This is a genomic window from Streptacidiphilus anmyonensis (assembly GCF_000787855.1).
Taxonomy (GTDB): domain Bacteria; phylum Actinomycetota; class Actinomycetes; order Streptomycetales; family Streptomycetaceae; genus Streptacidiphilus; species Streptacidiphilus anmyonensis.
Genome location: NZ_BBPQ01000026.1, coordinates 77540 through 97616 on the forward strand (window position 1 = coordinate 77540; position 20077 = coordinate 97616).

Below are 20077 nucleotides of genomic sequence, written 5' to 3' on the forward strand. Positions count from 1 at the left end.
CATGAGCACCGCCGCCGCATCTCGCATCTCGATCGAGCGCTACGCCGACCTCGCCGGGATCCGGCAGGTCATGCTCGATGTATACGCGGACGTGCGCCACGACCTCATCCACCTCCCCCACTACAGCGTGGACTCCTTCGGTGAGCGCCTGGACCGACACGCCTCCGAGGACGGCTGGGAAGTCGTGATCGGCCACGACGGAGACGAGCCCGTCGGCTACGCCTACGGCAACACCGTCCTGACCGGAAACCGCTGGTGGACCCGCATGGACAAGCCACTGCCCGAAGGTTTCGACCAGGTCTCCACGCTCGCCCTCAAGGAACTCGGCGTCCGCCCCGCCTGGCGCAAGACCGGCGCATCGCTCCGGCTCCATGACGCGCTACTCGCAGAACGCACCGAGTCCCGTGTCACACTCCTGGTCAACCCAAAGGCCGGAGACGGCAAGGTCCGCGCCCTATACGCGAGCTGGGGCTACGAGCCTTTCAATCACCAGACCCCGAGCCCCGGATCCCCGCCCCTGGTCGCAATGGTCCGCCCGGTGCACGCCCCAGGAACTTGTCCTGACTGAAGGACCCTGCTACCCGCTCGGTCGCTCGCAGCAACTTGATCTGCCTGATCAGACGACGGCGCATAGCATCGATGTCCTGCGACCTTCCCAGCCGCGCACTCCGAACGAAAGCCAGGCGAAAGCGGTGACATTCGACCCAGAGAACATGGCCAACGACGGCGTGCCGTACGTTCCGGTGGATGACATCCCCATCGAGTGGCGCCCGGCGGAAGCCAGCCCAAGACTCAAGTGCTGGGCGGCGTTCCCCGTCGATTTGCTCGGCACCATCGGCACAAGCCTCGGCCCCGATCACGAACCGCTGACGATCGCTATCTACGAGACGCAGCGACGCATCGTCTTGTGTTCGCAGAGGCTGAAGCAGGCGTACCTCGAATGGTTCCAGCCGAGCGGCCCTCCAGGCATGCATGCGCACGTCCACTACCAGTCGCCGCGCGACGAACCCAAGAGGTCGACCATCGAGTCCTCGATGGTCGTCGATTACGAGGCCTACCTGGTTTTTCTGGACGTGGCACTCGACTTGGCGGCGCAGGCGATCGGCGTGCTCATCAACGATCCGAAGATGAACTGGAAGAAGCTGCTCAAGCTCGCTGAACAGGAGCCGCTTCCCGAGTGGCTATCCAACGACTCAGCGCATGCCGTGCGACACCTCCAACGTACCGCCCTGTATGCGAGGAACAACGCGGTCGTCCACCCCAAACTGCTGTACTCCGTCGTCCGGACCGACAACACCGGTGACGTCTCGTATATGCGCCTGCCCACAGTCCCGCCGACCGAGGAAATGTTGACCTCGCTCAACAATCTCGTGCACAGGCACTTTGATCTCGTCGAGGGGGCGCGCGTGGGTGTCAACGGCTTCGGTCCGGTGATCGCTATGTCTCTCTTGGACCGAGCCAGCAGCAAACTGTCCGATGACGAGCGCAAGGAGGTGGACGGGCTTCGCCGAACGGTGGGGTACACCTTGCCGAGCGTGCGCGACATAGCGGAAGCCGCAGAGACCTTCCTCGCTGGAATCGTCACCTTCTTCGGCGACCGGGCGGCGGCGCTGGCGCGAGGCCGCCGAGACTGATGAGGCCGGGCCGCACCGATAGCGGTCGGCTCGGCAGCGGGCCGAGGCCGCGTTGGGGGTTGCTCGCGCCGGATCGACGATGGTAACCAGGACTAGCGCAAGTCTGAACAGTCGGACCGGCGCGCGCTTGCCACTGCCGACGATCTGCCTCACCGAGGTCCTCCGGCGCGCCCAGGCGTACGGACATCCCAGCCCTCCCCGACGCATCGCGGACGATCTCGCCGGCACCGGCCTGCTTCTCGCCGAAGAGCTCACCCAGGCCGACGCGGTTCGAGCTGCCGAGTTGCGGCACTTCTCGTACACCACCCACTCCGCCGGGACAGATGAAGATCTCCGACGCACCCGGACCGGCAAGCCCGGCACCCTGTCCACCGCGGACTCACTGTGCATCGCCATCGCCATCGCCGAACGCCACGGACTCCCCGTCCTGACCACCGACGGGGCCTGGTCGGTTGTCGAACGCCTCATCGGAGGCTTCACCGTCAAAACGATCTGCATCCGCTGAATGCGCCTGGGAGTCCTGACCGTCGTCTCGTAGTCGACACCGAGTGGATGTTAAGTCCCTGTTCCCTGGGCCATGATCGCTCGTTCATGCGAACGTCAGACGAACAGGTGTGCTGGTTGGGGTGCGGGCACCCTGTTCACCACGCGTCGATGACGGCATGCGAATGTCGGCAGACCGGCTGGCCGCCCCGGGCAGCGCCGGCCCCACTGCGTAGCACCGACCGCCGGGGCGGGGGCGTGGACGGGGCGGCACCCGGCTCGCCCCTGCGCTCCGCCCAGCATCGCGTCCCGCACGGGTCAGCTCCGTCAGCCACGTCCGTGACCGGACCGATCGGCCCGCCGACGCCGGACGGGCGCTACGCGCCGGCGTCGCCGTACTCGACACCTGGGCGGTCTGGACGAGACACAGGCCTGCGGGCTTCGTAACGCCTGTCCTGAGCCGCGTTTCACTCGTTCGGAGAGTGGTGTGCTGGTAGCGGCCGCACGGCTGTCCAACCGGCTGAGCCCGCGAAGCGCAAGTGCTCTTCGGGGGGACGCTTCGCCTGCTGTCGATCGGTCCGGAGACTCGTGAGGCCTCGGCGAGGCCGGCGGGACCTCCTCGACGCCGGCGCGGCCACGCGAATCCGGCACCCACGCCCGGCCGTGCGGCCCACCGGCCCGCGTTCCGGGCTTCGAAAAGTCGCTCTGCCGACGGGTGAGCCGGTCAAGCCGGGTGATCGTCGCGGGGTACATTGCGCGAGTGACTATGTCTGCCAGATATACAGCGGGCGGAGTGGGGCCGGAGTCGCTGCCCCAGCTCACGCCCACCGGCTGGACGGTGCTGGGTTTTCTCGCCGGGCTGCCGTAGTAGGCCCTTCGGCGAGGGTCCCTGGTAGCGCCCGTTGAACGGCTGCACCCTTCGTTCCCGTCAGTGTGGACGTTGCGCTCGGCTGCGATCTGTGCGCCTGCGATAGCTCTGTCTGCCACGGGATGCGCGCGTGAGATCCAGTTGGGCGGACAGGGGAGAGCCGGGCCCGTGGAAGCAGGTTGAGAGGCACTGCTCCAAAGGCCTGCTCTACCGGCTGCCGCGGCTTGGTGACTGCTATCTGCGAAATGCCGCTTCCACCTCGTCAGTTGTTCAAATCCCGCAGCTCACCGATGACCACCGACGACGCCGACTTCCTCGTCACCGTGATCTGTCCTGCCTGGCCGGTCGTGGCCTGCCAATTCACCACCCACGTCGCCGTCGCGTTGATCGCGTACCGGCCCCCGGGCTGCGATGCGGAGACGGTGGTGTAGGTGTGGCCGCACGGCGGCTGGGCGTTGCCGAATGACGCCTGATAGGCCTCACCCGGACCGGTGCAGGTAACCGACTGGCCGTCGCCCATGTCCCATACGATCTGCGTCACGCTTCCGGTCGCGGTCACGGTCACGGCACCCGCTGACGCCGAAGCCGAGTTCGGACCCCACGTCGTTGGGGAGACCTTGTCCCACAGCCATACGGGCAGCCCGATCACACCTTGCGATCCAGGAGGCGGCGCGACCCCGATGGCCGGGCCCTTCAAGCCCATCTTCGACACCGCCTGCTGTGCCAGCGCTTGAACGTCTACCCCGCCCCCGTAACCGGGCGGTGGATTCTGGAACCACGTCGGTCCGCCGCCGGGAAGGCCCTTCCCAGTTGTCAGCGGGCACTCTGCGGCGAAAACGGCGCCGTCGCCTGGCTGGTGCCCCTGCCACCAGACGCTGCTGGCCGGGGGCTGGGGATCCATGCGCTGGTAGTAGCAGCCGTCCTGAGAGTCGAACCAGCCGAACATGTCGCTGTGGCAGGGGAAGGAATGACCGCCGAAGGAGCACGTGGCAGCATGTCCGCGGCCCCCGGTGCCTCCGCCGGAGCCACCGCCGCCTCCCGATGATGGAGCTGGGGCCGAGCTCGCGCTGACGTTGCAGTCCCCGGCGAGAGGACCGCACGAGACACCGCCGCCGCCCCCACCCCCGTCAGCGATCGCGCGGCCTGGCAGGAAGCAGATGGCCAGTAAGGCGGCTGCTGAAACGGGCACCGCGATCTTGGCCCTCAGCAAGTCCGCGTCCTGTCGATGTCAGCGTTCGTGATGTACCACAGGACGTTGTCGAAAGTGGCCGTGAAGGTCCATGGGTGCCGATGGACGCTGCTTTCCAGCTGGGCGGGCTTGCCGGTCCTGGAATCCACGGGCAGGAAGTTGCTGGTATCGACGCAGTCGGAGATCTTCGCGCTGAAGGGCTCCTTAGTGATCTGCAGAGCTGTGACCGTGGGGCTGAGCGTGGGCCGTCCCCGCATCACCTCATGGTTCTGCTGGTAGTACAGGACCGTCTGCTTGATGTCGTAGAAGGCCGGTCCCAGCGCGTACTTGTTGATCGGAATGCCGTTGAGGCTGCCGCTGGAGTACGCCTGCACCTGGATGTTCCAGAAGCCCTGGTACGCGGTCAGGAGCTGCGCCTTCGCGGTGTCAGTCGCGTTGGGCGACGGTGACGCGGCGGTGGGTGCGGGGGCCGCGCTGTCGGACGAGGCCGATGAACTGGCGGGGCCGCCGCAGCCGGCTACGAGCAGGCTGGCTGCGGCCAGGGCCGCTGCGGTTAGGAGAGGGCGCCGACGGAGTCGTGTGAACCCGAAGGACCGATCACTGGTAACCACGATGGAAAGCCACCTTGCTCTGCGTGTATGGATCTTGGGCGGATAGTAATGCTTCAAGGAGCCTGGTTGTTCGGAGTTCATCAAGGCCCGGAGGGGGTGTGAACACGTATCGGCTCGTCAATGAGCAAGTCGACGGCAGCCCGCTGCGTTCCCCATGCGGGCGGAAATCACCCGCGAAGGTGACAAGCGCTCCTGGCACATGACACCTCCCGTGCTCTTTGCATTCCGCGGCCTAACGATTGGACGCCTTCATGCGCGGGGGATCACCAGACCCGGGCGTCGCTGCCCTCCTTCCGGGCGTCAACCCCTTTCACGCCGATCGGCAGATTAGCGACCCTGTGCCCCACGAGCGGATCGGAGTCGGTGAGGTCGCTGGCCACATCGGTGACGTCCCCGCACGACGGCTCCGAAGGAACGGCGGTGCGAAGGACCGGGGTCTGCCGAGCCAAGCCGCCGTGGTCCTCGCGCCGAGTCCTCGTAGTCTGCTGCCCCCAGCTCGGCGAAGCGGTGCAGCCGTTCGGCGACGGACCTCGACCAGCGCTTTCCCAGGCTCAAGGCGGTGTTGCCCGTAGGCGAAGGTACGCAGCGCCGTGGCAGGGAAGACCTCGAGAGGGCGGTCAGAGGTGTCCCTTGTACGGAGCCGGGGTCGTGGTTTCCACTCGGAGGGCCTCGCCAGACTCGGCGGTCAACGGAGCTTCCGGGGGACAGAACGAAGCTGGTGGGGAGGGTTCGGGCAATGGCCAATCCGTCGCCCGTGAGCGGCCAACATCCCTCGCCGGAGGTCACTAGTGCCGCGTCAAGCAACGTTCGCCCTGTGCGCATCGCAAACCAGATGACGTGAGCCAGCAGCATCTGCAGAATGCCGACGGTGACTGAGTCGTTGCCGTCCATACGAGGGGCTGGAGCATCGTGACTGCCGGTGACGCATCCTTGCCCGGTCCAACCGTTGTCTGTGCTCAGTGCGGGGAGCTCTACCAGCAGGCGGGCCGGGGCAACGGCGACTGGTTCCACTTCATGGTGGTCGAGATGCACCGTCGGCCGGACGGTCAGACCCAGATCACCGGCCACTGGCGTTCGGGCGACTGGATGGATGGAATGTCCCTCGTGCTGCGCACTCGTGACGGTCGTCGCCTGGCCATCACGGGCGCGCAGATGGAGCCGCCGCTCAACAGTGCGTGCGAGGCTCGCGGACAACGGCGACTGGTCGCCCCCGAGCTCGGCCTGGTGCAGTCGAGCGGTTGCATCCACGCCGCGAGGTAGGTCCAGAGGGCGGGCCAGCGATGTGACGCCGTCCGGCGCCCACTCAGGCGTCATGCTGGTCGGGTGGCTGAGCGTGTGCAGGTCCGCGAGATCGACGACGACGAGGGGCAACGGTTGCTGCGGATCGTCCGCCGGGGGACCGGATCGGTGGTGACCTGGCGCCGGTCCCAGATGGTGCTGTTATCCGCTCAAGGCATGCCGGTGACGAAGATCGCCGAGGTGACCTTCACCAGCACGGACCGGGTCCGCGACGTGATCCACAACTTCAACGCCGACGGCTTCGCCTCGCTCTACCCGAAGTACAAAGGCGGCCGGCCCAGGACCTTCACCCTGCCCGAACGCCGCGAGATCAAGAAGATCGCCAAGTCCAGGCCGGTCGAGCAAGGCCTGCCATTCTCGACCTGGAGCCTGGCCAAGCTGGCCGACTTCCTGGTCGCCGAGGGGGTGGTCGACGACATCAGCCACGAGGGCCTGCGCATCCTGCTCCGCGAGGAGGGCGTCACCTTTCAACGCGTGAAGACCTGGAAGACCTCGAAGGATCCCGACTACGCGGTCAAGAAGGCCCGTGTCGAGCACCTCTACGCCATCGCCGACGGTGAGGTGCTGCCTGAGCTGGGAGAACCCGAGGTGGTCTTCTGCATGGACGAGTTCGGGCCGCTGAACCTCCAGCCACACCCCGGCCGTCAGTGGGCCGAACGCGGCGGCAAGCACAAGGACCCCGATCGCGAACCACGCCGTCGCCGCCGCGCGACCTACACCCGCCCGCACGGGGTCCGGCACCTGTTCGCCGCCTACGACCTGGGCAAAGACCAGCTCTACGGCCACATCAAGAAGACCAAGAACCGGTCCAAGTTCCTGGAGTTCTGCCGCTACCTGCGCTCGCTACACCCGAGCGGCACGCGTATCGCGATCGTCTGCGACAACTACTCACCCCACCTGACCACGCGGCGGTGCCAGCGGGTCGGGACCTGGGCCGCGGCGAACAACGTGGAGATCGCCTACACCCCGACCAACAGCTCCTGGCTCAATCGGATCGAGGCCCAGTTCACCGCCCTGCGCTACTTCGCACTCGACGGCACCGACCACCCCAGCCACAAGGCCCAGGGCAGCATGATCCGCCGCTACATCATCTGGCGAAACAAGCACGCCACCGACAAACGCCTTCACACGGTGGTCAACAGGGCGAACGTTGCTTGATGCGGCACTAGTGTGATGCGCCGCAAATCGCGAGGGTAATTATGGCTGCGTTGGTGTGTTGGTTGGGTTGATCTTGGAGAGGTAGTCGGCGAGGGATTTGAGGATCTCGTCGGCGGTCTTGGTCCAGGTGAAGGGTCTGGGGTTCTGGTTCCAGGTGTCGATCCAGGCCTTGATGTCGTCTTCGAGGGCTTTGACGGAGGTGTGGACGCCGCGTCGGATGAGCTTGTCGGTCAGCAGGCCGAACCAGCGCTCGACCTGGTTGATCCAGGACGAGCCGGTCGGGGTGAAGTGCACGTGGAAGCGAGGGTGCTTCGCGAGCCAGGCCCGGACCTCGGCGGTGTTGTGGGTGGCGTAGTTGTCGCACACCACGTGGACGTCGAGCTCGAGGGGGACGGCCTTGTCTATCGTGACCAGGAACTTCTTGTACTCGAGGGCGCGGTGGCGGCGGTGGAGCTCGCTGATGACGGTGCCGTCGGCGATGTTGAAGGCGGCGAAGAGGCTGGTGATGCCGTGCCGCAGGTAGTCGTGGGTGCGTCGTTCAGGCATGCCCGGCATCATCGGCAGCACCGGCTGCGAGCGGTCCAGGGCCTGGATCTGCGACTTCTCGTCGACGCACAGGACCACGGCCCGCTCGGGCGGGTTGTGGTAGAGCCCGACGACGTCGACGACCTTCTCCACGAACAGCGGGTCGGTGGACAGCTTGAAGCTGTCCTGCAGGTGGGGCTTGAGGTCGAACTTCTTCCAGATCCGCCCGATCGTGGACTTCGACAGCCCCGAGTGGGCGGCCATCGAGGTCCGCGACCAGTGCGTGTCCTTCTCAGGTGTCGACTCCAGCGTCGCGACGACGACTTCCTCCACCCGGTCCAGCAGGATCGACGGTGGCCGGCCCGGTCGCGGCTCGTCCTGCAGGCCGTCCAGCCGCCGCTCCACGAACCGGGCCCGCCAGCGTTCCACGGTCGACTCGTCCACGCCGAGGTCCATCGCGGCGTGCCGATTCGTGCCGCCCTCTGCACAGCGCAGCACGATCTTCGCCCGCAGAGCGAGGTACTGTGCGGTCTTCGCCCGCCTGGCCCACCGCACCAACTGGCCCCGCTCGGCTTCGCTCAGGACCAGGTCGGCCTTCGGCCGACCGATGCGGCCCGCGTCCTGCAGGCCGGCCAAACCCTCGGCGGCGAACTTGCGACGCCACTTGCCCACCGTCTTGGCTTGGACGTTAACAAGCCTCCCCACGGCAGCATTCGACATGCCGTCAGCGCAGCCAAGAATGATCCGAGCACGTTCGGCGGCTCTGCGATCCCACGACCCAGCCCGCCGCACCAACTCGGCCCGCTCGTCCGCGGACAACGTGATCGACACAGCAGAGGGCCCCGGATGCGACACGAGAAAAGGGTAGCAACTTACCCTCGTGATTTGCGGCGCATCACACTAGTTGCTGCTCTTCCAGAGCCGGGAGCCGGTCGTCCAGCTCTCCGCAGCCGGGAGGCCGCCCGGCGACAGCAACGCGAACAGCTCTACCGAGGTGGCCGCCTGATGGAACGGCAGGGCGGGCAGGACGCGCCTCGTGACCTCGGAGGGGATCACCGGACCGGCTCCCAGGTGCCGCCCGCCTGCTTGGCGAGCAGCACGGTGGCCGGTAGGCCGACCTCCGGGTCTCCAGCTGGGGAGCTGCCGGCCCAGATCAGGGTGACCTCTGCGCGGCTGGTGCCGATGCCGCGGGCGACCGCGGCCTGGACGCGCACGTGGGTGTAGCCGGAGGTTCCGGTGGAGGTGAAGTAGGAGGGCCACTGGCTGCGGCCTTCGCCGGTGAGGTCGGCGAGCCAGACGGCGCGGCCGAGTTGGTTCAGCCGCTCTTGGAGGGCGGCCGGGAGATTGTGCCGGGTGTGTGCGTCGAGGAGTGCTTGGATCAGGTGGTCCCCTCCGGGCCCGTCGTCCGGTGCCAGCGCGTTCTGAGGAAGCGCGGGGCTGCTGGACGGTGGGGCAGCTGCCGCTGCGCTCGGTACCTGCCCCTCCAAGGGCGTGCTCGCTCCGGGGGCGACGGATCCCGTGGCAACGGTTGGGGATGCGGAGGCTGTCGCGACTGTGGCACCTACCTCGTTCGATGGTGGGGTGCGCAGCAGCCACACGCCCAGGGCTGCCAGGGCGGCGCTGCATGCGAGGATCGGCCAGGTCTTCACAGGATTTGGGCTCCTCCGGCGTAGGTGGGCGACTTCAGGTCGACGGGCTGTTCGGTGACGCCCTGGCCGGGGCGTGGTGCGGCGATCTGCATGCCGCTGCCGGCGTATATGGCGACGTGGTAGATGGACGCGTCGTCGCCGGGGATGTAGCCGTAGAAGATGAGGTCGCCCGGCCGGAGGGCGGGCAGGCCTGCGGAGGCTGGGACGCGGCGACCTTCAGCGGCCTGTTCTGCTGCGGTGCGGGGCAGGGTGATGCCGACCTGGGCGTAGGCGTACAGGGTCAGGCCGGAGCAATCGAAGCCGGTGATGCGGCTGCCGTCCTGGCCGCCGGGGGAACAGCACTGCCCGCGGGTGGGGCCGGCCGCGTTGCCGGCGCCCCAGGAGTAGGGGACGCCGAACTGCGCCATGGCCGCGCGCAGCACGACCGCCGCCTTCCCGGACGCTGGGATGGTTGAGGTGACGGAGGCGAGGGCGTCGTACTGGGCGACCGCGGCTTCGACCTGCTGCACGTAGGCGTCGGAGCGGTTGTAGGCGAGCAGGGCCGCGGCAAGCTGGGCGGGTTGTGTGAGGTCCGGGCCGTTCCCGCACAAGTACGCCGCCGCGGTGAGCGCTGCGTCGAAGGCGTTGTCCGGGTCCGGTGCGGCGCTGGTCCCGTGGGCGTTGACCGCGGTGGTGAGCCAGGTGGCGGGCATGAACTGGAACAGGCCCAGCGCGCGGGCGAAGTGGCTGCCTGCGTCGAGCTGACGCTCGCCCGCTGTGGTGTTGACGACCGGGACGGTGTTGCCGCCTTGGCCTGTGCCGTCGAGCAGCGGCCCGTAGATCGGCGGGGTGATCTCGCCGTCCGAGCCGATCTGGTGGCCGGCGGCCTGGTGGGTCTCGACTTCCGCGACCCCGGCCAGGATCTCCCAGCGCATGCCCCGGCAGGCGGGCACCAGGTCGCGCACCTTGGTGGCGGCCAGGGTGTAGGCCTGGCCGAGGACCGGAGGCAGGCCCGCGACGCCGACCGCCGACCCGCCGCTCGTGCCGGCCGAGCTGGAAGCGGCCAAGCCCAGCGGCAGCACCATCAGCGACAACCCGATCAGCGTCACGAAGCCGAGCAGCAGCAGCTTCTTCACGCCCCGTCACCACCCTGCTCGCCGCGGGCTTCGCGCTGCGCTCGGCGCAGGGCGTGCAGGATCTCCGCCCGGGCCTGCTCCTCGTGGCTTGCGACACGACTGTGGGAGCGCGGGGTCCTGACCGGGCCGGGCCCCGACGGCGTGCTGGTCGTCCCGGCGCGCAGCACCGCCGAGGCGGTGGTGTTGACGACGGTCCGCTTGGCCTGGTCGGCGGCGGCGTGGCCGTAGACGTCGGCGGCGACGTGCAGCCGCGCGCCGGTGCGGGCGGCGGCCTTCCCGGTCATGCGGGCCGGGGTGGTCACGTCTGTGAGGCCGGGCTTCCACTCGGTCGCCCAGTAGTTGGCGCCTTCCAGCCTGTAGTGGGCGACCTGGCCGCGGACCTCACCGCGGGCTGCGGCGACCCGGCGGCGGGTGCGGGTCCATGTGGCGGGGGCGCCGAACGTGGCGCCCCAGGCGACCCGGCTGCCGCCCAGCAGCACCCGGCCGCCACGGGTCTGGATGAGCCGGTTGTGCAGGCGCGACCCGACCGGGAGCTTCCCGCCGAGCCCCGGCCGAATGGAGCGTGCCTCGAACTCCTCCGGTGTCAGGACCCGGCCCTTCCACGCGTGGTGGACCCCGCGCGCGGCCAGCGTGACGGGGGCCAGGCCGTGGGCGGCTTCGCGGCCGATGTCGCCGAGGAGTCGGCCCGGGTGGAGCGGCGCGCCGGGGATGTCGGCCAGCGCCCGGGCGCTCGAGGCGACGCGGGCGCGTCGGGCGAGGTGCGCCTGCATCGGGTTCCCGGCCGTGCTGTAGCCGGAGGCCATGCCCGCGCCGAGAGGTCCGCCGGCGGCCAGCGCCCCGGCGATGACCTGGCCGGTGCGGGTGGCGTCGTCTCCGGAGCCGGACCCGCCGACCCTGGCCCATCGCATCCGGTTCGCCAGACGGGATCCCGCGGTGGAGGCGCCGGCCATGATGCGGCGGTGGAAGCCGAGTGCCACGACGGCGACCAGGTCGACGAGGAACATCCGTGTGATGAGGTCCTGCCCGCCGCCGGACAACAACGCAGAGCACGTCAGGCCGAAGACGGGCAGGAAGACCGAGGCGGCGAAGAGCACGAGGATGGAGGTGACGAAGGAGCCGATCCACCGCCACAGCACCCCGCGGTTGGGGCCGGGCAGGATCGCCCACACCAGCGCGGGGTAGTCCAGGGCGGCGAGCAGCGCGTCGGCGGCCTGCGCGGCGAACAGGGCCAGGACCATTGCGACGACCATGGCCAGCACGACCAGCGCGGCGAACAGCAGCAGCATCGCGCCGAACACCCGGTCCCACGACGGCGGGCCGATGTAGGCGGAGATCGCCGGGTCGACGTCCTTGAACCGGTCGGCCAGGGCTTTGGCCTGGTCGGTCGTCGTCCCGCTGGTGGGCGTCCCGGCCTGGCAGAAGCGCTTGGCCAGGCCCATCAGCTTGTCGCATTTCGCTCCGCCCCCGCTACCGGCCGTGGTGTTCTGGCCGGCGCCCATGTCGCACAGCAGCTTGGTCGCGCCGGACAGCTGGTCGCAGCGGCCGGTGCCCTGCAGGCACCAGATCTTCGCGCCGCCGTCCAGGCCGTCGCAGCTCGGCGGCGCGGGGTTGCTGGACTGGCCGAGCTGGCAGGCCTGCGCCGCCATCCCCCCGAGTCCGTCGCAGGCGTGCGGGTTGGCCGGGGTGCCGCCGCCGGTCGGGCCGCCGTTCATCGCGACCGAGGCGAGGTAGGTGTCGTAGGCCTTGTCGCCCTTGGGGATGGGGCGGCCGAACTGGAGCAGCTGGTAGGGCTCGACAACGAAGGTGGAGGTGAGGGTCTGCTGCAGCGGACCGGAGATGCCGGCCGGATCCACCGTCTGCGGCGGCGGTGCGCCCTGGTTGGTGGTGATGGACGCGACCTCGAGAGATGCCTCGCGGGCCTGGTCGAGAAGACCACCGCTCCCGAGAACGACGTCGGGTCGCAGCAGCCCGGCGGAGGCGACACCGACAATGAGCAGGGTCAGCGCCAGCTCGCCGAAAGCGCGCCCGGTGCGGCCGCGCAGCAGCATCACGGAGCAGACCACGACCGCCCAGGCGAGCAGCATCCCCGGCAGGCCCAGCTGGTCCACCACCCAGGTCCGGTAGCCGTCCGCGAGGGCCTGCGACTTGGCGGCCAGCATCCTGGTGACGGGGAAGCTGTAGGCCCAGTGGATCAGCCAGCACTCCAGGCCGACGATGACCCGCACCAGCGCGAAGCACATCCCCATCAGGTACGACTGGGCCTCCTGCTGGAAGTCCGTGACGCCGCCCGGATCGGACACCAGCTGGTAGTGGTCCAGCGGCACGCCCTCGGAGGAGGGCACGTTGAACGGCGCCAGCATCCCGCCGCCTCCACCGCCGCCCGAACCCGTGACCGCAGCCGCGGCCTGCGCATTGACCGTGAGGAACGCGAACACGGTCACTGCGAGGAAGCCGGCCTGGCGCATCCCGTACCACGTAGGACGCCAACCGGTGACCCCTCCGAGCAGGCCCTGCAGACGGCGCGTCATGCCGGGACCCCCACCTGTTCCACCGTCTCGGTGCCCTCCGGGGGTGTCGTGCCGATGCGCGCTTCGATGCGCTCCACCGGGGGGATCTCGATGCGCACGCGTCCGATCCGGCCGGTGTTGTCGCGCAGCAGGCATTCGCCCTGCCGGTGCGGGGCGCTGCTGGGCGAGAGCCCGGCGACGGTGTCGAGCAGGTGCGGATCGGCGGCGTCCAGGCCCAGGAACTCCAAGGAACGCCGGGCCAGGGCCGGGTCGGTGTGCCGCATCACCAGCTTGTAGCCGAGCAGCCCGCGGGTGGTCTCGTCCCCGAGCTCGAGCGGGTCATGCGAACCAAGGCCCACCCCTGCCTTGTGCTTGCGGCCGTCGTGGACGATCTCGTGGACCAGGTTGGCGCCCTCGGTGGAGGACGTCAGCCAGTAGCACTCGTCCACGTCGATCCATCCGAACCGGTCGGGGCGCTTGAACGCCACCTCGCGGGCGACCGCCGCCACCAGGTAGAGCACAGCCCGCCCGATCAGCGCCTCCAGCGGCGCTGGGCCAGGAGCTTCGGATCCGTCAGGGCCTCCTTGGACGGCAGCAGCAGTCCGGCGGTGGTGAAGACCACCATGTCCCCGGTGAGGTCCTGCCACCGCAGCGGCGGCAGCGACGGGTCGAAGACCATCTGCCCGAAGCGGTCCTCGGCGACAATAGCCAGCATGTCCGCCAGCTGCGCTGCCTCCTGCGCGCGTCGGCTGCCCTGGTCCTCGCCCGCCAGTGCGGCGAGGTAGTCCAGGACCGCGCGCATGCTCGGGGCCTTGGATGCGGCGACGTGGTGGACCGCGTGGCTCAGCAGGGCACCGGCCGGCGACATGGCGCCGACGCCGAGCTGCAGGGTGAGATAGCTGATCGCCCACCGGGCCCCGTCGGCAGCCGGGAACAGCCTGAGCGGATCGATGCTGACGGTGGCGGTGGCCGCATCGACGATCTGTGCCCGACCCGAGGTTGCGGCCCGGGCGAAGGAAGCCCACTCCCTAAGCGGTGTCCGGTCGATGACGATGGCCTGCCCGCCGCGGTCCACCACGCTGATCGCCAGCGTTTTTTGCACGATGCTCTTGCCCGACCCGAGCTCGCCCACCACCCCGAGGGAGGCGGAGCGGTTGCGGCCAGGGGCTCCGGCGAGGTCGATCAGCACGGGCAGCGAGGTGCCGCTGTCGGCGCTGAACCCGGCCAGGGCTCCGCCTTCGTCGCCCAGTTCGACGCTCGTGCCGGCCCCGCGCAGCGCCCAGTCCCCGGACAGCTCGTGCTGGCGGAACTCCCGCAGCCGAGGAGAGGAGGGGCTCCCTGGCAGCGCGAGGGAGAAAAGAGTCTCCTGGCTGCCGACCGGTCGCACGATCTGGTAGTTCAGGCCGGTGAACGCCCCGGCCAGAGTCCTGGCGCGCTGCTCGGCCTCGCCCGGCGTCGTGCCCCACACCGTCAGCGCGGTGACCGACTGGACCTCGACCTCGCTGGTGGTCTGCTCCAGGCGGTTGCTCTCCTCGCCCAGGTCGCCGGCCGCGTTGTAGATGCTGTCCGGCAACCCGGAGGTCTCGGCCCCGTACTGGTCGGCCTGGTCCACCAGTTCCCGCTTCTTGCGACGGACCGAGATCTTCGCCTTCTCCGACGGGACCACCAGCAGGTCGATGACGTAGTCCACGGGGAACGGCGTCATCTCCAGCTGCGCCAGCACATCCGCCGCCGACGCCACCGCGGTGGCGGGCTGCTCAGCCACCACCAGCTGCGCCTGGTAGGAGGTCCCGGCCTCGCTCTCCACCTCCAGCCAGCGGCGGGCGATCAGCGACGTCCCGCCCCCGTCGCCGTGCCCGAGGCCGCGCGCGCTCCGCCCGCGGGCGCTCGTTCTGTCTTCGACGTCCGAGGGGCCGCCGAAGCCGGCGGCCGGGAGGCCGCCCTCGGTGAGCCGTACCTGCCCCAGAACCAGGTAGGACGGCGAGCGCAGAGCGCCGCCGATGATCCGGCCCCCGCCGGTCGGCGACCGCTCGGCCTCCATCAGCAGCGGCTCCTCGAGCCCACGGCAGATCGCATGCCGGCACATCCACACGATCTCCGCCGGGCGCGCGGGCCGCAGGCCGGGCCCGGAAGAAAGGGATGCGGCCAGGTGCCGGGCCTGCTGCCGGTAGGCGGTGACCTCCTGCTCGGTCACCGGCACGGGTGCCATACCGAGCAGGTCCGCCAGCTCCGTCCACGTCGCCGCCAGCTGGCCGGCCCACGCCGCCTGCCTGGTCGGGGCCTTCAGCGGGACGGCGAGCCAGTGCGTGCGCCGGAACATCTCATCGCCCGCGAGCCACGCGAACCACGCTTGCGCGGTCTCCTCCCACCCGGGGTGGCGCACCAGATCGACGTCCTTGACCATCCGGGAGACCACCTCGCCCGCGTCGATCCGGGCGGCCAGCCCGTACCAGCGCGGCGCCCCGTCGAGCTGACGAACCATCGACGTCAACCGGGACACCAGCTCAGCCCGCGCCCGAGCAGGCGCGTACCGGTAGGAGACGGCGGTGACACGGAAGACGGCCCACACGGTGCCGGTGCTCGACCAGAGAAGGTTGTCGACGATGTGACGGATCGGAACACGCATCAGGGTCAGGCCTTCTTCACAGGTGTCCGGGCGCCGGACTGCTCCAGCAGCAGGTCCAGCGAGGAACGGGGAGCGGCGGTCACGGACGCCGGTGCCGCCGCGCGGCCGGTCCGCGAGGCGGGCTCCGGCTCGGCTGCGCGATCGTGGTGCGGCGGCTGGGGGCGGCGCCGCGCCGACCGGATCGACCCAGCCGACGTCCTGGGCACTGGGCGGCCGCCCGGCGTGGCCGCAACGCGTCCTGGGGCGGCAGGCACGGCCGGCGAAGTGTCCGGCCGAGCGACCGGGTCGGTGTCGGTGATGAAGAAGCCGCCGTGCAGCCGGGTCGGGGCCAGGTCGCGGGCCGGCCGTCCGGCGATGCGGCCGCACCGGGGCTGAACCAAAAGGAGGATCCACCCCCACACCGCGGCCTCCGGCACCCGCCCGCCGATCCGCGCGCACCGCGCCGCCCACACCGCGAAGCCCAGACCGACGAGCGGCAGCGGCCCGAACAGCGGCCACCACAAGGGGATCGTCTTGCCCAGCACCAGCAGGCCGACCCCGGCGACCACGAGCTGCGGCCGCGAGTACGGGCCCAGCCACAGCCGGATCTCGCCGAGCTTGCCCAGCACCCACGGGTGCCGCCGCGCCCGGGTGTAGGAGCGCGCGACCGGCACCTCCACCCAACCGGTGCTCACCGCCGCACCCCAGTGCTCGCGGTGGGCAGGAGCTGGACCGGGCGGTGGAGCGGCGCCAGGCCGTGGGCGTCCGACTGAAGCTCGCTGGCGACGACCGCTCCCAGGTTGTCCCGGTCCTGGTAGATGCCCAGGCAGATCACCGCCAGCAGTGCCACGCCGATCCCGGCCTTGATGCTGAACCTCGTGATCACTTTCACCACGATCACCAAGCCGATGATCGCCTCCAGCGCGGGCCTGGCCCAGCTAGCGACGACACCGATCAAGTTGTCGCCGAGGTTGCCGAGGGCACCGGCCGTGTAGACGTGCTCGATCACAGAAATCTCCGCAGAAGAGAAGAAGGAGAACAGGGGGAAGGAAAGGTGAAGGGGGCGCTACGGGGCGGTCGCGGTGATCGTCGGTGCGGGACCAGGGGGCGGTTCGGTGGACAGTGCCGGCCCGGATTCAACAGAAGCGACCTCCCAGCGGCCGGCGCGGGCCCGCATCTTCAGCGCGTAGCCCAGCGGCCAGGCGGCGCCGCTCTGGTCCGTCGCGGTCACCTGGACCCAGATCTCGCAGCTGGCACCGTCCCTGGGCACGGATCCGTCCATCCCCGACTGCCCGACAGCGATCTGACCGACCTGCACCTGCGCGTACAGCGCCGAGGCAGGCGCCGGAATGTGAGCACCGGGGGACAGCAGCGCCGACACGTCGCCCTGCCCGGCCAGGTATGCGGTCAAGAACGCGGCCGCAGCGGCCGCCAGCGGCGTGCCCGCGGCAGCGTCATCGGGGTACAGGAACGGCGGCACCCCGGCCGGGGCGGGGGCTGCGACGGCAGCGGGCTGGGCGACGACCGCCAGAGATCCCATCCCGCCCGTCGTCTGGTCCATCTCGACCGGCACGACGAAATACCGCACCGCGGTCTGGCCCGCCGTTTCCGCCTCGCAGCCCACGACCACCGACCAATAGCCGGCGCGTAGCCGCGTATTGCGGACCGACGCGCACTGCGCCACCGACAACGCGGGTGCCTGGGTGTTCTGCGCCGTGCGCAGATCGACGTTCGGCGCGAGAGCGTGCAACGCGGCCAGGCTCGCATCGTCGGCGGTCCCGTCGGTACGCAGCCACAGCGAGACGAACAACTGCGCAAAGCCCGACGGGTCCTGTATGGCGACCGGTGGGGCCGACGCCGCGGCCGACCGGACGGCAGTGTGCGCAGGGACGCGGTCCGAGGCACAGGACGCGAACAGGGCGAGCGGACCGGCGGCGAGCGCAGCCCACACGGCGACGCGGCGCAGCCGGGCCTGGCGGTAGATGCGGTCCGGGCCGACGTCGTCGACGACGTCCTTGGCGGGTGGTGCGGGGGAGCGGTACATCGGGGTCTGGCCTCCAGGGGGATCGGTCCTGTGCCCTGACCAAACCCCTGCGCGGTCACCGCTCCGGTAACCAGATCCACCCGCGCAGCATCACGAAAACCAAACAGCCGGGAGGTAACCAGTAACCAGCCCCTCGGCTCGCCCGGTAACCAGCGCCTTGTGCTGGCACCGGGCCTGACGGCGTCCCATGGCCTTTGACCTGCACTGGTAACCCATCTCGTGACCGAAGATTCGGCGGCTAGCCAACGATTCCAGCCCCGCCGTCGCCAGGCATCCGCTGCCCGACGCCATGTCCCGCATCGGCGGAACGGACGGTGCTGCCTGCGGCCTGTAGGGCAGTTGCTGCGGCTTATCCCCGTATGGGCGGGAGGGACGGCGAGGGGGCAACCCCAGTCCTGGCCGTCCTCGGCTCACCCCCACGTCGGCGGGACGGACGGCTCGGGCATGCTGGGCTCCTCGTTCGCGGTCGGCTCACCCCCGCGTCGGCGGGGCGGACTCGGAGAGGCTCGCGACGGACAGCGTGGAGATCGGCTCACCCCCGCGTCGGCGGGGCGGACTACATGTGCAGCGGGACGCCGTTCTCCACGAGCGGCTCACCCCCGCGTCGGCGGGGCGGGCGAGGGTGTGGTTGTCGGAGAAGCCGACTCACCGCGGGGCGGACGTGAGAACAAAGGGCCCCAATCGAGAAGCAGACGGCTCACCCCCGCCTCGGCGGGACGGACATCATCTCGTCGGCGGTCATCTCGCCGGGGTCCGGCTCACCCCCGCGTCGGCGGGGCGGACATCGCCTGATAGGTGACGCCAAGGTTCGCGGACGGCTCACCCCCGCGTCCGCGGGGGTGCTCCGCTGTCGGTGCTCGCGCCGACGCCTACGCCCGGGTCCGCCCCGCCGACGCGGGGGTGCTCCGGCTTCGTAGGGGGTTCGCGATGAGCCTGCCGAGTCCGCCCTGCCGACGCGGGGGTGCTCCGGAGGCTCGTGATGGGGCGTGAGCACACGCGCGTCCGCCCCGCCGACGCGGGGGGCTCCGGCCGGCGGCCTGGAGGTCGTCGTGTTCCAGGTCCGCCCCGCCGACGCGGGGGTGCTCCGCCTCCTGTGGCGGCCACACAACGGCGTCGCCGGTCCGCCCCGCCGACGCGGGGGGCCCCTATGGGTTTGGTCAAATTGGACGAGCACCGGTTCAAGGCGTCTGGAACGATGCTGCGGTGAATGCTGATGATCAGATAACGCAGGTGAGCGCTGACGGAGCCGAGTGGACGGGCGTGGTGAGCCAGCGTCTTCGTTGTTGTATCTGCGGTGAGCCGACTGCGGGCGCCAGGGATTACGTGCTCATCGAGCTGACAGCGCAGGTCGCAGGCCCGAGCCAGTGGCTGGGAGCCCATGCGGAGCATCTGAACTCTGCCCTCGCAGAAGGGTTCTCTGTAGAGGTTCACAAGATGTAGCGGTCCCGTCCCGGTGGCGCCGTGTTTTGTGGGCCGCAGGCAGGGCTGGTTCCTTCAGGCCGCTTCGGGTGTCGGGGGTTCGTAGAAGGTGCCGTCTCGGAGCATCGCGAACAGGACGTCGGCTCGGCGTCGGGCGAGGCAGAGCAGGGCCTGGGTGTGGTGTTTGCCCTGGGCGATCTTCTTGTCGTAGTAGGTCCGGGAGACCGGATCGGAGAGCGATGCGAACGCGGAGAGGAAGAAGGCACGTTTGAGCTGCTTGTTGCCGCGCCGGGAGGGTTGCTCGCCGCGGATCGATGACCCGGAGCTTCGGGTCGCGGGGGCGAGACCCGCGTAGGCAGCGAGGTGGGCTGCCGTCGGGAAGCTGCCGTCGCCGACGTCGATGAGGATCCTGGCTCCGGTCCTGACGCCGATCCCCGGCATGGACGTCAGGACCTTCGAAAGAGGGTGGCTGTCCAGGAGTTCTTCGATCCGTCCGGCGAGGACCTTGCGCTGGTCCAGGACCGCAGTCAGCGAGCTGGCCAGGCTCGGGACGATCAGCGCGGCCGCGTCGGTGCCCGGAACGACGACGGTCTGCTCGTCGAGGGCGGTGAAGATGTCCTCGACCAGGCGCTCTGCCATCCGCGGGGCCTTCGGCCGAAGTAAGCCGACCAGGCGACGGCGTCCGGCCTTGCGGATCTGGGCGGGAGACCCGAACCGCTCCAGCAGCTGCAGGACGGCGGGGTGCTGGATGCGCGGGCCCAGCACGCGCTCCAGGTGCGGGTGGATCTGGGTGAGCAGGCCGCGCAGGCGGTTGCTGACGCGGGTGGCCTCGCCGGCCAGGTCGTCGTCGAAGCCGACGATCATCTCCAGTTCGGCGATGGTCTCGTCCTCGACGTCGACCGAGCGGAGCGTGTGCGGCATGACCCGGGCGGCGTCCGCGATGACGAAGGCATCCCGCGCGTCGGTCTTGG

At 69.8% G+C, this 20077-nt stretch carries 18 protein-coding genes; 5 read left to right on the forward strand and 13 right to left on the reverse strand.

Going from position 1 to position 20077, the window contains the following annotated elements:
- Position 1 precedes the first annotated feature (1 nt).
- The 3 genes from TR50_RS22400 to TR50_RS22410 all read left to right on the forward strand — a co-directional run bounded on the left by TR50_RS22400 (position 2) and on the right by TR50_RS22410 (position 2139).
- The gene (locus TR50_RS22400) at positions 2-568 is read left to right on the forward strand and encodes a GNAT family N-acetyltransferase (RefSeq protein ID WP_042424557.1); all 567 of its coding nucleotides are present in this window, start codon (positions 2-4) and stop codon (positions 566-568) included.
- 145 nt (positions 569-713) lie between these two features.
- Positions 714-1634: a hypothetical protein gene (locus TR50_RS22405; RefSeq protein WP_152648563.1), complete on the forward strand. Its 921-nt coding sequence runs from the start codon at positions 714-716 to the stop codon at positions 1632-1634.
- Positions 1635-1761: 127 nt separating this feature from the next.
- Positions 1762-2139, forward strand: coding sequence for a PIN domain-containing protein (locus tag TR50_RS22410; protein WP_042424563.1), 378 nt, complete (start codon positions 1762-1764; stop codon positions 2137-2139).
- A 1108-nt stretch (positions 2140-3247) separates the two neighbouring features.
- On the opposite strand, the gene TR50_RS22415 is transcribed toward TR50_RS22410, so the two are convergent.
- Together TR50_RS22415 and TR50_RS22420 are read right to left on the reverse strand one after the other, a co-directional pair.
- Positions 3248-3931, reverse strand: coding sequence for a hypothetical protein (locus TR50_RS22415; protein WP_052441214.1), 684 nt, complete (start codon positions 3929-3931; stop codon positions 3248-3250).
- Positions 3932-4188: 257 nt separating this feature from the next.
- Positions 4189-4842, reverse strand: coding sequence for a hypothetical protein (locus TR50_RS22420; protein WP_152648564.1), 654 nt, complete (start codon positions 4840-4842; stop codon positions 4189-4191).
- An 873-nt stretch (positions 4843-5715) separates the two neighbouring features.
- Between TR50_RS22420 and TR50_RS22430 the strand changes: the two genes are divergently transcribed.
- Positions 5716-6045 carry a hypothetical protein gene (locus TR50_RS22430; protein WP_152648565.1) on the forward strand — a complete coding sequence of 110 codons (330 nt, stop codon included), beginning with the start codon at positions 5716-5718 and terminating at the stop codon, positions 6043-6045.
- Positions 6046-6108: 63 nt separating this feature from the next.
- Positions 6109-7242, forward strand: coding sequence for an IS630 family transposase (locus tag TR50_RS22435; RefSeq protein ID WP_042424576.1), 1134 nt, complete (start codon positions 6109-6111; stop codon positions 7240-7242).
- A 39-nt stretch (positions 7243-7281) separates the two neighbouring features.
- On the opposite strand, the gene TR50_RS22440 is transcribed toward TR50_RS22435, so the two are convergent.
- The 11 genes from TR50_RS22440 to TR50_RS22480 all read right to left on the reverse strand — a co-directional run.
- Entirely contained in the window at positions 7282-8598 is a 1317-nt protein-coding gene (locus tag TR50_RS22440) for an IS630 family transposase (RefSeq protein ID WP_084700741.1), read from the reverse strand.
- A gap of 69 nt (positions 8599-8667) precedes the next feature.
- Complete coding sequence (locus TR50_RS46870) at positions 8668-8823, reverse strand: hypothetical protein (RefSeq protein WP_160311153.1); 156 nt, start codon at positions 8821-8823, stop codon at positions 8668-8670.
- On the reverse strand, positions 8820-9254 hold the full coding sequence (locus TR50_RS22445; protein WP_052441215.1) for a hypothetical protein: 435 nt from the start codon (positions 9252-9254) through the stop codon (positions 8820-8822). The genes TR50_RS46870 and TR50_RS22445 overlap by 4 nt, the downstream gene beginning before the upstream one ends.
- Before the next feature lie 158 nt (positions 9255-9412).
- On the reverse strand, positions 9413-10531 hold the full coding sequence (locus TR50_RS22450; RefSeq protein WP_052441216.1) for a C40 family peptidase: 1119 nt from the start codon (positions 10529-10531) through the stop codon (positions 9413-9415).
- Positions 10528-13059, reverse strand: a complete 2532-nt coding sequence (locus TR50_RS22455) for a hypothetical protein (protein ID WP_152648566.1) — start codon at positions 13057-13059, stop codon at positions 10528-10530. Before TR50_RS22455 ends, TR50_RS22450 begins: the two co-directional genes overlap by 4 nt.
- Positions 13056-13559, reverse strand: a complete 504-nt coding sequence (locus TR50_RS49780; protein WP_052441217.1) for an ATP-binding protein — start codon at positions 13557-13559, stop codon at positions 13056-13058. The genes TR50_RS22455 and TR50_RS49780 overlap by 4 nt, the downstream gene beginning before the upstream one ends.
- A gap of 11 nt (positions 13560-13570) precedes the next feature.
- Positions 13571-15664, reverse strand: a complete 2094-nt coding sequence (locus TR50_RS49785) for an ATP-binding protein (protein WP_052441218.1) — start codon at positions 15662-15664, stop codon at positions 13571-13573.
- Between the two features lie 5 nt (positions 15665-15669).
- Positions 15670-16338, reverse strand: a complete 669-nt coding sequence (locus TR50_RS42795) for a hypothetical protein (protein ID WP_052441219.1) — start codon at positions 16336-16338, stop codon at positions 15670-15672.
- Positions 16335-16652, reverse strand: coding sequence for a hypothetical protein (locus TR50_RS22470; protein WP_042424581.1), 318 nt, complete (start codon positions 16650-16652; stop codon positions 16335-16337). Before TR50_RS22470 ends, TR50_RS42795 begins: the two co-directional genes overlap by 4 nt.
- Positions 16653-16709: 57 nt before the next feature.
- A complete protein-coding gene (locus TR50_RS22475; protein WP_052441220.1) occupies positions 16710-17687 on the reverse strand; it encodes a conjugal transfer protein in 978 nt (325 codons plus the stop codon).
- A gap of 1494 nt (positions 17688-19181) precedes the next feature.
- The coding region (locus TR50_RS22480; RefSeq protein WP_042424590.1) for an IS110 family RNA-guided transposase at positions 19182-20077 on the reverse strand (896 nt) is incomplete at its 5' end.

What these genes read in the sequence shown, in the direction of transcription:
- TR50_RS22400 (WP_042424557.1), top strand. Translation starts at nt 2, where the DNA reads ATGAGCACCGCCGCCGCATCTCGCATCTCGATCGAGCGCTACGCCGAC.
- TR50_RS22405 (WP_152648563.1), top strand. Translation starts at nt 714, where the DNA reads ATGGCCAACGACGGCGTGCCGTACGTTCCGGTGGATGACATCCCCATC.
- TR50_RS22415 (WP_052441214.1), bottom strand. Translation starts at nt 3,931, where the DNA reads ATGTTCGGCTGGTTCGACTCTCAGGACGGCTGCTACTACCAGCGCATG.
- TR50_RS22455 (WP_152648566.1), bottom strand. Translation starts at nt 13,059, where the DNA reads ATGACGCGCCGTCTGCAGGGCCTGCTCGGAGGGGTCACCGGTTGGCGT.
- TR50_RS49785 (WP_052441218.1), bottom strand. Translation starts at nt 15,664, where the DNA reads ATGCGTGTTCCGATCCGTCACATCGTCGACAACCTTCTCTGGTCGAGC.
- TR50_RS22475 (WP_052441220.1), bottom strand. Translation starts at nt 17,687, where the DNA reads ATGTACCGCTCCCCCGCACCACCCGCCAAGGACGTCGTCGACGACGTC.